The sequence below is a fragment of the Rhizobium sp. BK008 genome, from assembly GCF_014197345.1.
GTDB classification, from domain to species: Bacteria; Pseudomonadota; Alphaproteobacteria; order Rhizobiales; family Rhizobiaceae; genus Rhizobium; species Rhizobium anhuiense.
Map to the genome: position 1 here is coordinate 57,467 of NZ_JACIFK010000006.1, position 14,111 is coordinate 71,577.

The 14,111-nt window shown below is 59.8% G+C and carries 13 protein-coding genes; 8 read left to right on the plus strand and 5 right to left on the minus strand.

Annotation, left to right across the window (positions count from 1 at the left end; all coding sequences use genetic code 11):
- Positions 1-379: 379 nt before the first annotated feature.
- From FHT69_RS22580 to FHT69_RS34585, 8 genes are all read left to right on the plus strand, one after another.
- Positions 380-595 carry a hypothetical protein gene (locus FHT69_RS22580; protein WP_028757675.1) on the plus strand — a complete coding sequence of 72 codons (216 nt, stop codon included), beginning with the start codon at positions 380-382 and terminating at the stop codon, positions 593-595.
- A gap of 8 nt (positions 596-603) precedes the next feature.
- Positions 604-1,554: a glycosyltransferase family 2 protein gene (locus tag FHT69_RS22585; RefSeq protein WP_183905986.1), complete on the plus strand. Its 951-nt coding sequence runs from the start codon at positions 604-606 to the stop codon at positions 1,552-1,554.
- Entirely contained in the window at positions 1,551-2,651 is a 1,101-nt protein-coding gene (locus tag FHT69_RS22590) for a glycosyltransferase family 4 protein (RefSeq protein WP_183905987.1), read from the plus strand. Before FHT69_RS22585 ends, FHT69_RS22590 begins: the two co-directional genes overlap by 4 nt.
- Positions 2,645-3,787 (plus strand): glycosyltransferase family 4 protein, encoded by a 1,143-nt coding sequence (locus FHT69_RS22595; RefSeq protein WP_132575431.1) that lies wholly within the window; start codon positions 2,645-2,647, stop codon positions 3,785-3,787. Before FHT69_RS22590 ends, FHT69_RS22595 begins: the two co-directional genes overlap by 7 nt.
- A complete protein-coding gene (locus FHT69_RS22600; RefSeq protein ID WP_183905988.1) occupies positions 3,784-5,988 on the plus strand; it encodes a polysaccharide biosynthesis tyrosine autokinase in 2,205 nt (734 codons plus the stop codon). The genes FHT69_RS22595 and FHT69_RS22600 overlap by 4 nt, the downstream gene beginning before the upstream one ends.
- A 100-nt stretch (positions 5,989-6,088) precedes the next feature.
- Positions 6,089-7,192 (plus strand): GDP-mannose 4,6-dehydratase, encoded by a 1,104-nt coding sequence (gmd, locus tag FHT69_RS22605; protein WP_047619747.1) that lies wholly within the window; start codon positions 6,089-6,091, stop codon positions 7,190-7,192.
- Positions 7,185-8,255 carry a GDP-L-fucose synthase family protein gene (locus FHT69_RS22610; RefSeq protein ID WP_183905989.1) on the plus strand — a complete coding sequence of 357 codons (1,071 nt, stop codon included), beginning with the start codon at positions 7,185-7,187 and terminating at the stop codon, positions 8,253-8,255. The genes gmd and FHT69_RS22610 overlap by 8 nt, the downstream gene beginning before the upstream one ends.
- Before the next feature lie 65 nt (positions 8,256-8,320).
- A complete protein-coding gene (locus FHT69_RS34585) occupies positions 8,321-8,452 on the plus strand; it encodes a hypothetical protein (RefSeq protein WP_254962596.1) in 132 nt (43 codons plus the stop codon).
- Positions 8,453-8,576: 124 nt separating this feature from the next.
- Here the strand turns inward: FHT69_RS34585 and FHT69_RS22615 are convergent, their stop codons facing one another.
- From FHT69_RS22615 to paoA, 5 genes are read right to left on the minus strand one after another with little or no spacing between them, the layout of a single operon-like run.
- Positions 8,577-9,191 (minus strand): NTP transferase domain-containing protein, encoded by a 615-nt coding sequence (locus tag FHT69_RS22615; protein ID WP_183905990.1) that lies wholly within the window; start codon positions 9,189-9,191, stop codon positions 8,577-8,579.
- Positions 9,184-10,113 carry an XdhC family protein gene (locus tag FHT69_RS22620; protein ID WP_183905991.1) on the minus strand — a complete coding sequence of 310 codons (930 nt, stop codon included), beginning with the start codon at positions 10,111-10,113 and terminating at the stop codon, positions 9,184-9,186. Before FHT69_RS22620 ends, FHT69_RS22615 begins: the two co-directional genes overlap by 8 nt.
- Before the next feature lie 55 nt (positions 10,114-10,168).
- On the minus strand, positions 10,169-12,367 hold the full coding sequence (gene paoC, locus FHT69_RS22625) for an aldehyde oxidoreductase molybdenum-binding subunit PaoC (RefSeq protein WP_183905992.1): 2,199 nt from the start codon (positions 12,365-12,367) through the stop codon (positions 10,169-10,171).
- 3 nt (positions 12,368-12,370) lie between these two features.
- Positions 12,371-13,321 carry an FAD binding domain-containing protein gene (locus tag FHT69_RS22630; RefSeq protein WP_183905993.1) on the minus strand — a complete coding sequence of 317 codons (951 nt, stop codon included), beginning with the start codon at positions 13,319-13,321 and terminating at the stop codon, positions 12,371-12,373.
- Positions 13,318-13,965 (minus strand): aldehyde dehydrogenase iron-sulfur subunit PaoA, encoded by a 648-nt coding sequence (gene paoA / locus FHT69_RS22635; protein ID WP_088930320.1) that lies wholly within the window; start codon positions 13,963-13,965, stop codon positions 13,318-13,320. Before paoA ends, FHT69_RS22630 begins: the two co-directional genes overlap by 4 nt.
- Positions 13,966-14,111: the final 146 nt, after the last annotated feature.

Below are 14,111 nucleotides of genomic sequence, written 5' to 3' on the forward strand. Positions count from 1 at the left end.
ACTTGAAAAGACAAGCGACTGTTGATCGCGGCAGATCAAAAAACAGGTGTCGGCCTCCGCGCTGCGCTGCTCTCAAGCAATCATTCAGCCACAGCCGCAGTCAATCTGTCCTAGTGAAGGGCGGGCTACGCCTAATGCACCTTCGCTCCACCCAAAGACGGTGTTGGGCGTAAGCTTTCAGCCGGTCTTTACCCAAAAGACGGGTCTTCATGTCCGCGGATTGCCCTTAAGAGCAGGTGTTGCGCATGTCCGTTCGCCGGTACCGTGGCGATGAGTGTCTTGTGAAGCGTGGCGGGTAAGCCGCGGTTCTACTGGAATGAGGCAACAATTCTGACAGAGGCTCTCTCTGCAGTCGAAGCCTGGAAGGTTTAGGATTACTATGTTCCTGCGTCATGATCCTAGTTCTCTATGCAACACGACGGGCGCTCTATTCGTCGCGGCGACCTCACCGGTTCTGTGCGAGATGCTGTTCGGCCGACAAGCTATTATGGATATCACCATCGCCGAGGCTCCAAACCTCGATGGCTGCGTAAAGGTCGACCTCTCAAGCAACTTTGCGCTGCTGTACGGCGGTGCATCGCCGCAACCCGTCTGAGACGCGTCATGGAACGGCCGGCCCTCAGTGTCCTCATCAATAATTACAACTACGCTCGCTTCGTTGGGCGGGCGATAGACAGCGTGTTGAGCCAAGACGCCCGCAACGTCGAGATAATCGTCGTCGATGACGGCTCCACCGACCAGTCGCGGTCCGTTCTGGAAGCGTATGGCAGCCGAGTGAAGGTGATCTTCCAGGAGAACGCAGGACAGGCCGCTGCGATCAACGCCGCTGTGGGATTAAGCATGGGCGAGATCCTCTGCTTTCTGGACGCCGACGACTGGTGGGCGCCGAGCAAGCTGTCGGCGACGGCTGCAGCATTCCGCGCCAACCCTCAGGCATCGCTCGTCTATCACCGGCTGCAGCCAACGCTTGTCGATGGCACGCCGACTTCCAAGCCGATCCCTCGAAGCCTGTGTTCGGGCGCGTTGTCGGCGCTGCTCACCAGATCGGCTGGTTGGTGGCCTTTTCCGATGACGTCAGCCATCGCGGTACGACGTAGCGCATGGAATGCTGCGGGCAGCATTCCCGAACAATTCCGCATTTCAGCCGACGCCTGGCTCGTGGGCATCTACCCGTTTCTGGGGGACGTCATTGCCCTGCCGGATCCGCTTGGATTCTACCGCATCCACAATAACAACTGGTATCGCTCGACCGAGGATGCGAGCACGCTGAGGAGGCGGATGACGCACTGGCAGCATACCGTTGAAGCGACGAACCTGTTTCTCTCGACCCATCAACTGCCGGCAAGACTACATCTGACGGATCACTATCCCTATCGCATCGCGTCGGCAAAGCTGCAGGGAGCCGATGCGCGCACCCGGTTCAAGCTTGCCGTCGAAGGCCTCTTCTTTGCCGGCGAACCAAACCTTCTCAGGCGGACGCGCGATAGTTTGCGCTCGGTGCGCGGCCTGTCACGGCTCGGTCTGGACGTCGGCTTGTCGGAGGCAGCAAAATGAAGGCGCTGCTGTTAGTTTCCGAACTGGAAGACTATACCATCTCATTTGCCAGCGGCGTTGCCCAACACCTAAACGTTGTGCTTGCCGTACCGCGCCGGCGCTATGCACATCTCGCCTCTTCCATTGATCCGGCTGTCGACCTGCACCTTCTGGACTGGCCGAGACACCGTTCTCTCTCCAATCCATGGTTTCTGTACCAGCTTACGCGTCTGATCCGGCGGGAACGGCCGAACCTCATTCATCTCCTCAGCAATTCTACACTTTGGCTGAACCTCGCCGTGCCGTTCTGGCGCCCGATCCCGCTCGTGACCACCGTTCATGACGTGCAAATCCATCCCGGCGATTCCGATACGCGAACGCTGCCCGGGTGGGCCCCCGAATTGATGGTGAAACAATCCGGACATCTTGTCGTCCACGGCGAGGGACTGAAGCGGTTGGTCCTCGATCGATATTCAAAATCGCCGGACTGCGTCCATGTCCTGTCGCATCCTTCCATCCTTCGCTATGCGGAACTCGCCCGGCAACAGAAGATGGCGCCGCGCGAAGCGGATGGAACTATACGCGTCCTGCTCTTCGGACGGATTTTTGCCTACAAGGGCCTGGAACATCTGGTCCGGGCCGAGGCGATGCTCAAGGACGCACTTCCCAACCTGCGCATCACTGTCGCAGGCCGTGGCGACAATCCGATGATATTCCAGCCGCTCATGGGGGATGCCGGCCGCTACGATATTCGCAATCGTTTTATCGAGGATGCAGAGGTCGCCCAGCTTTTCCTGGACGCCGACATCGTCGTGCTTCCCTATACGGAAGCATCCCAAAGCGGTGTGCTCAACCTTGCCGCCGCATTTGGCAAACCGGTCATCGTGACTGATGTCGGCGAGTTGCGGGGCACTGTTCAGCCCAATGGGTTGGGAATGGTGGTCCCTACCGGGGATCCCAAAGAGCTCGCGGCAGCTATCAGGACATTGGCAGACAACGGCGAGCTTAGAAACAATTTCGGTGCCAATGCACTCGAATGGGCCAAAGGGCCGAATTCGCCTGAACGCGTCGGCGCCCAGGCCGCGGCCGTTTATCGGGAGGTGGTCGGGTCATGCTGACAGAGGCCCTCACGGACAGAATTCGAATGGCGGCACGGAGCGCGGCTAGCGTCCGCCACTATGTTCCGGGCGGCTGCGAGAACGGTGGCGGCATTGGCAGGCTGGTCGGCTATATAACAGAAACAGCCAAAGAGACCGGCACGAAACATTTCGTCACCGATACCAGAGGGGCTCGATGGTCCAAGGTGACGTCACCCGCACGGCTGCTCGGGGCCATCCTGACGATGGCAAAGGACCGGATTGTTGCGCCAGCCCGCATTCACCATATCCATATCGCCGGCCGCGGCAGCACCTCCCGAAAGCTGATCCTGACCGAGGCTGCCCGTTTGTTCGGGTGCTGCCATATATTGCACCTGCACGACTACGACTACGCCGGCGACTTCGAGAAACGCTCGCCGCGCCAACAACGGCTCATCCGTCGGATGTTTCAGAATGCCGATTGCGTTGTGGCGCTCGGCCGGCGCGATCGCATGACGCTGACGACACTTTTGGGCGTTGACGAGCGCCGCACGGTCGTTGCTCACAATTGCGTCCCCGATCCCGGGGCGCACGATATTCGCGTCGGTCAGACGCCGTTGATCGTATTCCTTGGCCGGCTGAGCGAACGCAAGGGGGTCACGGAGCTTCTGTTGGCCCTGAGCCACCCGATCATGAAAGAACTCCAGTGGCGGGCTGTACTGGCAGGCGACGGACCTGTCGAGGAATATCGCCGTCAGGCTGACGCCATGGCGCTTTCAAACCTGGTAGAGATGCCCGGCTGGCTTGACGCCGGAGAGGCGCGAGCCCTGTGTGCGCATGCAGATATCCTGGTCTTGCCTTCGCACGCCGAAGGTCTGGCAATGGCCGTGCTCGAAGGGCTGTCCCACGGCCTCGCCGTCGTCACCACGCGTGTTGGGGCCCATGACGAAGTCATTACCGACGGCGAAACCGGCATCTTCGTCCCAGTCGGAGACCAGGATGCCCTGGCTGCAGCCCTGGCGAAGCTGGTGTCCGATCCGGAAATCTGCATCCGCCTCTCGGTCCAGGGGCGCGCACATTATCTCAACCATTTCAGCATGATGGCCTATATGCGATCGCTCGAGAACCTCTACGAGACCGTTTCCGCGAAACCTCAAGCAATGGTTGGCGCACGATGACGATTTCCACTGTTCCGCCGGACCGCAACCTTCCCATCTCGCCGATGCGCTATGACCCTCGCTTTCAGGTGGAGACCAAGGCGGACAACTTCGATCTGGCATCCGCCTTCCGTCTCGTCCGGCGAAGAATGATTATGATCATCGCGATAACCGTGCTGCTGATGACGCCCACGGTGATTATTATCGCTGGGTTGAAGCCCACGTATCAGGCCTGGGCCCGATTGATCGTCCACCAGCCTCTCGCAACATCACTTGGTGCCGACGACAGCAGCCGCAGTGATCTACTTGACGCAAAATCGGAGACTGAGCGGCTTCTATCCAGAAGCATCGCAGAGCGAGTCGTCCGCGAACTGCGGTTTAACCTGCGGCCGGAATTCAATCCAGCGCTGCGCGAGGTCTCGCTCGTTGACAATATCCGGGCAAAGTTGCGCGGCCTGTTCGACACGGAAAAACCCACCTCGCCGTCACGGGACAGCGTCGACGCCATCATCCCGGAATATTATAGGGCGCTCGGCGTGTGGCACGAAGATAAGAGTGACGTTATCCAGGTCAGCTTCACTTCCTATGATCCTCAACTCGCAGCCGCAGTCCCGAACCGGGTCATCAGCGTTTACCTCGATGAACGGAAGTTCAGTGTCAGTGGCCGCCTGGATTCAGCGCAAGAATGGATCCGACAGCGCATCACCGAACAGCAGGCCCGCGCGGATATTGCTCGCGAAGCTGCGCGCAACTATCAAGAATCGATGGACGTCGTCTCGAAAGAGGATGCTCAGGATGAACGGATCAAGTCACTCATAGAAGTCACTGGCCGCGAAGGGAAAATCGAAGAAAGCCGGCTTGAGGTAAAGGCGACGATATCCACGCTGGAAGCAACGGATAACGCTTCGGTCGCCGCGGAGAATATCGCCGTCCCCGACAACATTGCCACAAAACAACGCGATCTTCGCGCACAGGAGCAAGATCTCGCCCGTCTTCTTCAGACATATGACGGCAATGCCGAGGCCGTGGTGGATCTGCGTGGGAAGATCGAGCAATCCCGTGCCGATCTCAACCTTGCGACCAAGCAATATCTCCGAACAATGCGTGCCAAGCTCGCCGCACTCGATCACGAAGCGGAGGCAATACAATCCATCTTGGCTGAGGCTCATGAAAAACGCACACGCGATGCCATGGTGCAGACGGAATTGACGCGGCTGCAGCATATCGCCGACAAGGAACAAACGGCACTCGACAAGCTTGAGGACCAGCGCCGCGACCTCGCCGCGAAGGCCATGCTGCCGGGGGCGGAATTGGAAGTTTTGTCACCGGCTTCAGTGCCGCTCGCGTCACAGGGACGTGGACGGCTTTTCTATCTGGTGGGCGCCCTCCTGGCCGCAATCTCGGGAGCCGTAACGGCCGCTTTCGTGATCGAAATGTCGGACCGGACGGTCCGGAGTTTCGACCAGATAGCTGCGATGGCGCGTACGATACCGGCTGGACTTATCCCGCGTCTGGCGCGGTGGGAAAATTCGAAAACGATGTTCGAACATATGCCGGTCCCGATGTTTGACGAAGCAATCCGTACCGTGGTGCTTTCACTCAAGCAGTCCAATGGCGGCAAGTTGCCGAACAGTATCGTCGTTACGTCGGCTCACAGCGGAGAAGGCAAGTCGCTGGTCGCGAGATCGCTGGCTATCGAACTTGCCGCCGCCGCAATTCCGGTGCTGCTGGTTGACGGCGACCTCAAACGGGGAAAACTCAATTCGTTTTTCAGGTCGGGTCTAGTGCACGGACTGAACGAATTCCTGAATGGTCGGGCCGATGTCCGCGACATCGTCTACCGCCACCCAAGCGGTATCGATTTCATTCCATCTGGCAAATTCAGTCTTCAGCGGCGCGTCCGTTCGAACGGCCTGGCAGAAATCATCGAGATGGCGGGCGCGGCCGGCCAGATTGTCATCTTCGACAGCGCGCCTGTGCTCGCCTCGACAGATACCGTGCATTTGACCGCCCTGGCGGAAAGAACACTGGCAGTTGTTAGATGGGGAAAGACGAGCCGCCGCGCGGTCGAGTTCAGCCTGCAGCAAATGAAAAGCTCGCGAAACTCGGAAATTGTTGTCGCAATCAACAATGTAAATCCCAAAAACCACGCGCTTTATAATTTCAGTGACTCGGAATTATTTTCGAAATCTTTGATGAAATACTATAGCTTCAAGGCATGAATACTTAATATATTAGGAGATGCGCTTTCATTTTTGTGATACCGTACGACATGAACAGCATCATATACTTCTGCATTGGTATTCGAGTTGGAGGGCAACCATGGATATGGGAATGACAAAGAACCGAAAAGTCGCGCTAATTACCGGCATAACAGGCCAAGACGGTGCGTATTTGGCCGAGTTGCTCTTGGAGAAGGGCTATATTGTTCACGGCCTCAAGCGACGCTCATCGTCCTTCAACACCAGCCGCATCGAGCATCTATACGAGGATCCCCATGTCGAGAATCCTCGGTTTATTCTGCATTTCGGCGACATGACGGATTCAACGAATCTCATCCGTGTCGTTCAGGAAACGCAGCCGGACGAGATCTATAATCTCGCCGCACAGAGCCACGTTCAAGTCTCTTTCGAGACGCCGGAATATACGGCCAACGCCGATGGAACCGGCACCCTTCGGCTACTTGAAGCTATTCGACTCCTGGGGTTGACCAAGAAGACCCGCTTCTATCAGGCGTCCACCTCAGAACTCTACGGCAAAGTCCAGGAAGTCCCGCAGAGTGAAACGACACCGTTCTACCCTCGATCACCCTACGCGGCGGCCAAGCTCTACGCCTATTGGATAGTGGTCAATTATCGCGAGGCATACGGCATGCACGCCTCGAACGGCATTCTGTTCAATCATGAAAGCCCGATCCGCGGCGAAACATTCGTGACGCGTAAAATCACCCGGGCGGCGGCGGCGATCCATCTTGGACTGCAGGAAAGGCTCTATCTCGGCAATTTGGATGCCAAGCGCGACTGGGGACACGCACGAGAATATGTTCGCGGCATGTGGCTGATGCTGCAACAGGACGAACCGGAGGACTATGTGCTTGCGACCGGCGAAACGCACTCGGTTCGTTCCTTTGTCGACAAGGCCTTTGCCAAGGTGGGCATGCCGATTGATTGGCGTGGGAACGGGGTTGAAGAAAAGGGATACGACAAGACATCGGGTCAGTGTGTGGTGGAGATCGATCCAGCTTACTTCCGTCCGACTGAGGTTGATCTTCTGATTGGCGATCCGACGAAGGCGCACACGAAGCTTGGCTGGAAACATGAGACCAGTCTTGATCAGCTGGTGACGGAGATGGTTCGCGAAGATTTGAAAGTCATGGCACGAAATGTCCCGTCGGTCGGTGTCACGAAAGGTTTTGCCTATGCCTGAGGTGATCTACGGCCTTGCCGGAAAAAGGGTCTATGTCGCGGGCCACCGCGGCATGGTGGGCTCTGCGATCGTGCGGCGTCTCGCTTCCGAGGGCTGCGAGATTTTGACGGCCACCCGCGCCGAGGTCGATCTCAGACGGCAAGAGCAGGTGGAGACCTGGATGAGTAAGAATCGTCCCGACGCTGTCTTCCTGGCTGCTGCGAGGGTCGGCGGCATTCTCGCGAACGCCACCTATCCGGCCGACTTCCTTTACGACAACTTGATTCTCCAGGCGAACATCATCCACGCAGCCCATAAGGCTCAGGTCGAAAAACTGATGTTTCTGGGATCGTCCTGCATCTATCCGAAATTCGCCGATCAGCCGATCGTTGAGGACTCACTTCTGACAGGATCGCTCGAGCCCACGAATGAATGGTATGCGATCGCCAAAATTGCCGGATTAAAACTCTGCCAGGCCTATCGCAACCAGCACGGTAGAGATTTCATCTCGGCCATGCCTACCAATCTTTATGGTCCAGAGGACAATTTTGACCTGGGGTCAAGCCATGTCATGCCGGCGCTCATACGCAAGGCGCATGAGGCCAAGATCAACCAGCAGCAAGAGATATGCATCTGGGGTACTGGCACGCCGCGGCGCGAATTCCTGCATGTTGACGATTGCGCCGACGCCTGCGTCCATCTCATGAAGACCTATTCCGCCGAAAGTCATGTGAACGTAGGTTCTGGCGAAGACATTACCATCCTCGAATTGGGATATCTCGTCTCCAAGGTCGTCGGTTTCGAAGGCAAGATCACGTGTGATCTCACCAAGCCAGATGGCACGCCACGTAAACTCTTGAACGTCGACAAGCTTCGCGCTCTCGGCTGGTTTCCTAAGATAGGCCTTGAGGAGGGTATCGCAGACGCCTACCGCTCCTTCCTTGCTGGCCATTATCTCGAACGCAGCAACAGCGCTGCGTCCGGCGACTTGATCGGTCAAAGCGACATCAGCTTTGAGAAAGCCAAGACTTCGGCGCTGCACGCGCCCACGCTCTCCACGGTCGCACATCATCCCTCGCGCTAGCGGATTTGCGCGAGGGATAACAAGGTTTTGTCTCGGGGGAGGCATATGCTGGGGCGGAACGAATAGTGCAACCAGTAGAAATCAGGATCGCAGCGCTCATTTTCCTGATGGTCGTGTGGGCGGTGATTATCGGTGCGGTGATGGATTTTTTCGCGGTCGAGATGCCGACATCGCTGGTCGCGCTATTGCGCAGATAGTCCCACGTCGGATCGCGCCGCGAGATTGCCTTCAGCTGGACTGTCGAACGACACTCGCTGCGGTAAAGTCGGCAGGCCTGGCCACAGCCGCGCCGTTCAGCTGCCCGGTGCAGATCCCCGCGCTTTAGTTCTTTATCGTGCCGCCGGCAGCCCCGATATCGTCCGGCGTGTCGACGTCGAGGCAAGCTGCGTCGCCAACTTCGACATCGAGCACGGGCAGGCCTGACGTGGCGATGATACCGCGCGCACCGACGTCGCCTTCAAGTCGCAGGATCGCGGGATGGAGAGAACGCGGCAGAATGACAGGATTGCCGGGCTTGCCGCGCGAGACGGCGCGCACGACGGCTTGGCCGCCCGCATTGCGAAAGGCGACAATCAAGGCATCGAGGTGGGCGGTCGAAATGCCGGGCATATCGGCCAGCATGACGAGAATGCCGTCGGCACTGTGAGCGTGCCTTGATGACACCCCCGCGACGAGCGAGCTCGCCATGCCTTCCGCATAATCGGGATTATCGACGAGAGTGAGATCAATCCCAGCGAGCGCGGCCTCGATCTCGCGCCGGCGATGGCCCGTGACAACGACGACAGAGGCTGCGTCCGACCCGAACGCGGTCATTGCTGTCCGCCGCACGAGCGAAACGCCGTCGAACTCGGCCAGCAGCTTGTGTTTTCCGCCCTCGCCCATCCGGCTTGCCCGGCCGGCGGCGAGAATGACGATCGCCACCGACGCCTTAAGCAAAAGCCACCAGTCTTGCCGCAGCGATATCCGCCAGCACCGATAGCGCCAGCGACGTTGCATCCCGTGTCGGGCCGAACAGTCCGATCGGCGCTTTGATACGGCGGATGTCGTCCTCTGCGAAAGCCATGGCCGTCAACCGCTCGATGCGCCGGCGATGCGTCCGGGTGCTCCCGAGCGCGCCGATGTAGAAGCCGGGCGAGGCAAGCGCGGTCTCGAGAATGGCGGCTTCGGCGTCGAGGTCATGATGCAGGAGTACAACGGCCGTGAAAGGATCGATGGTGTCGGCTGCGACCCTGCCCTTCTCGCCCTGCTCCCGGACGATTACGTCGTAGCTGGAAGCCTCGGCCAGTCGCGCGACGGCCTGTGCTTCGATCGTCTGCCCGGAAAGAACGACGCGGGTGCGCGGACGATAGACGCCCACGAATTCTCGCCCGAGCCAGCATGCCCGTGGCGGTGGGCCGACCGGTTCGATCGTCTGCCGCGCCGGCGAATATACAAGGCCGGCGGCCCGCCTTCGTCGAAGACGATCCAGAACATGCTGCAAAGCGGCGACTTCCCTTAGAACATGGATCGCAATGGAGATTCCTCCGCCGCAAGGAAGGACGATGTCGAAGAAGGGCGAGCCTTCGCCGAACTTCACCGTACGGTCGTGTCCTTCCGCCATTGCCAGAAGCGCTTCGGAAGCGACTGCGGCTTCGACGCATCCGCCGGAGACATAGCCGCAGAAGCGCCCGTCTGCGGCAACCGCCACATGCGCGCCGAGCGCGCGCGCGGCCCCGCCCCGGATTTCGACCAGGGTGGCGAGTGCTGCCGCACCAACACCATGGGCGTCTATTGCGAAGCGAAGCAGTTCCGCAGGATCGTCGCTGGACGAGGCTCTGACGGGAATTGGCGCCATTATCGGCGCGATTATCTGATTCATGGACAATCCTACAGGAAGCGACGGCGAGCCCACTTCGAGACCGCCGTCGAAATCATCAGGCCACGTCCGGCAGGCCGCCGATCAGCTTGTCGAGCGTGAGCGGATAATGCCGGACCCTCACGCCGGTCGCGTTGTAGACGGCGTTGGCGATCGCTGCCGCGACGCCGCAAAGGCCAAGCTCGCCGACGCCCTTGGCTTTCATCGGCGACGACATCGGATCGGTCTCGTCCATGAAGATCACCTCCTGGTGCGGAATATCGGCATGCACCGCCACTTCGTAGCTGGCGAGATCGTGGTTGACGAAGAAGCCGCGACGGGTATCGACCACGAGTTCCTCGGAGAGCGCTCCGCCGGCCCCCATCGTCATTGCGCCGATGACCTGGCTGCGGGCGGTGATCGGGTTGAGGATGCGGCCCGCCGCGCAGACTGCGAGCATCCTGCGAATGCGGCTTTCACCGGTGGCGATGTCGACGCCAACCTCCACGAAATGCGCTCCGAACGTCGATTGCTGATGCGTGTCGGTGAGATCGCCCCATGTGATCGTGTCCTCGCCGACAAGACCATCTGGACCGGCGGCCTCGGCAAGAGGCACTGAACGATCGCCCGAGCGGACCTCTCCATTCTCGAAGACGATGTCTCCTGAGTTGAAGCCGAGCTTTTTGGCGACGGCCTCACGCAGCTTGACACAGGCTGCGTAGACGCCCGAGGTGGAAGAATTGGCGCCGAACTGTCCGCCGGAGCCCGCCGAAACAGGAAAACGCGAGTCGCCCAATTGGACAGCGACCTTGTCGATCGTAACCCCCATCATTTCGGCGGCCGTCTGCGCGATGATCGTATAGCTGCCCGTCCCGATGTCGGTCATGTCGGTTTCAACCGTCACGACGCCTTCCCGGTCGAGCTTTACCCGAGCGCCGGAGGGAAGCACGAGGTTGTTGCGGAAGGCAGCGGCAACACCCATGCCGACCAGCCAGTTGCCGTCCCGTTTGGAACCCACCCTTCCCCGTTCACTCCAACCAAACCGCTCCGCACCGAGCCTGAGGCAGCCGATGAGATTGCGCTGGGAAAAAGGCCGCTGCGGTTTCTCGGGATCGATCTGCGTGTCGTTGACGATCCGGAACTGAACAGGATCCATACCAACTTTTTCGGCAATCTCGTCGATGGCGATTTCGAGCGCCATCAGTCCCGGCGCCTCGCCGGGAGCGCGCATGGCGTTGCCCTCGGGGAGGTGAAGCGTCGCCAGCCGCATCGCCGTCATCCGGTTCGCGCCGGCGTAGAGAAGACGGGTCTGGTTGACGGCGGTCTCCAGGCCTCCGCCGGGAAGGTCCCCGGACCAGCTTTCGTGGGCAATGGCGGTTATCTTGCCGTCACGCTCGGTTCCAATGCGAATTCGCTGGATCGTCGCCGGCCGGTGGGTCGTGTTGTTCATCATGAACGGGCGCGGCAAGGCAACCTTGACGGGGCGTCGAATCGCACGCGCGCCGACAACGGCAAGCACGGCATCCGCCCGCAGAAACAGCTTGCCACCGAAGCCGCCGCCGATGAAGGGCGACATCAGGTGGATCTTCTCCTTGTCGATGTCGAGTGTCGTTGCAAGATCGGACCGCCACCAATCGATCATCTGGCTTGATGTCCAGACCGTCACCTCATCGCCGTTCCAGGCGGCGATCGATGCATGCGGCTCCATCATCGCATGCGATTGGTCGGGCGTGGTGTAAGTCTCGTCCAGAGTGACGGGAGCTGCGCTGAAGGCAGTCTCGAAATCGCCGGTCGCGGTATCGGGCTGCTGCGATTCATCCGGCTTGACCGCTGAGACCTTTGCCTCACCGAGGTCGAATACACCCTTTTCCTCGGCATAGTCGACCTTGACCAGCGCGGCTGCGGCGCGCGCCTGTTCGAAGGTTTCGGCGACGACGACCGCGATTGCCTGGTGATAGTGCTGAACCTCGTCGCCGCCGAAAAGCTTGGCGGTGTTGAACTTGCCCTTCTTCCGCTCGCCGATGTCGAGCGTCGTCACGACAGCAAGCACCCCGGGAGACCTCTTGGCGGCGGAGACATCCATCGACGTGATGCGGCCCTTGGCGATGGCCGAGCCGACGGGATAGCCATAGGCGTAGCGCATGTTCGGGTCATGCCACTCATAGGCGTACATCGCCCGGCCGGTCGTCTTGAGCTGACCGTCGATGCGGTGGATCGGCTGGCCGACGACCTTCAGATTGTCGATCGGGTTGGTTGTCGCTGGTGTGTCGAACTGCATGGCTCACCCCCTTGCTTCGGCGATGACCGCGCCGAGCGTGCGCTCGACCAGGTCGACCTTGAAACGGTTCTGTTCTGTAGGATGGGCATCGGCAAGAAGAACGCCCGCCGCCGCCCGCGCACCTTTCGGCAATTCAGCTTCAGCTGCCTCGATGCGCCACGGCTTGTGAGCGACGCCACCGACGGCGATGCGTCCTGTGCCGTCCGACTGGATAACGGCGCCGACCGAGACCAGCGCGAAGGCATAGGAGGCGCGGTCGCGGACCTTGCGATAGATGTGCTTGCCGCCGATCGGCGGCGGCAGCAGGACCGCGGTGATGAATTCGCCACGCTCGAGAACAGTCTCGATATCAGGCGTGTCGCCGGGCAGCCGATGAAAGTCGGCAATAGGTACCGAGCGGCGGCTGCCGTCCGCCTTTACCGTCTCGATGACGGCATCGAGCGCCCGCATCGCGATGGCCATGTCGCTCGGATGCGTGGCGATACAGCTCTCGCTCACGCCGATCACCGCATGCTGACGGCTGAAACCGCCGATAGCGGAACAGCCGCTGCCCGGCTGCCGCTTGTTGCACGGCTGGTTCGGGTCATAAAAATAGGGACAGCGCGTGCGCTGCAGGAGGTTGCCGGCCGTCGTCGCCTTGTTGCGCAACTGCCCGGAGGCGCCCGCAACGAGCGCCCTGGAGAGCAAGCCATAGTCACGGCGAACGGTCTCATGGGCGGCAAGGTCGGTGTTGCGGACCAAGGCTCCGATGCGCAGCCCGCCCTCAGGGGTGGATTCGATCCTGTCGAGGCCGAGACCGTTGATGTCGATCAGATGCGTCGGTGTCTCGATCTCGAGCTTCATCAGGTCGAGGAGGTTGGTGCCGCCGGCGATGAATTTTGTTTCGGCATTGGAGGCGACCGCCTTGGCCGCGGCCTCGACCGACGAGGCGCGTTCATAGGTGAAGGCTCTCATGCTTTTATCCCCGCGACTTCCGAAATGGCATCGAGAATGTTGGAGTAGGCGCCGCATCGACAGATATTGCCGCTCATGCGTTCGCGGATCTCGACGGGAGTGACGACCGCCTGTGCCGTAAGGTCGCCGGTGACGTGGCTTGGTATGTTGGCCTTGATCTCCTCGAGCACCGCCACGGAGGAACAGATCTGTCCTGGCGTGCAGTAGCCGCACTGAAACCCGTCATGCTTCACGAACGCAACCTGCATCGGATGAAGATTTCCGGGTTGGCCGAGACCTTCGATGGTAGTGATCCGATCGCCTTCGTGCATGACCGCCAACGTCAGACAGGAGTTGATCCGGTGGCCGTCGACCATGACGGTGCAGGCGCCGCATTGACCGTGATCGCATCCCTTTTTCGTGCCTGTGAGATGCAGGTGCTCGCGCAGCGCATCGAGCAGCGAAGTTCTGTTGTCGACCTCAAGATCACGTCTTTCGCCGTTGACCGTGAAGGAAACTTTCGATGTATGCGCCATTTCATTTCCTGGGGACTGTGCCGCCGCGGGAGTGACGGCTCCGGTGACCGCGACCGTTGCGGCCGACGAGATAAGCAAATCTCGACGGGAAAGTTCCAGTTGTGTCTGGCTTGGCATGAACTGTTCCACCTTGCTCGTTGGACATAGGCGCGGGTCGACGCCGTCAGCAGAGGTAGTGCAACTCCGTCCTTTGATTAGGCCCTTTCCGTTGCATACGGTTATCAATCTGGTTCATGAATGCGTGAGCCATAGTCACCCAAAGCCCAGTCCATGGT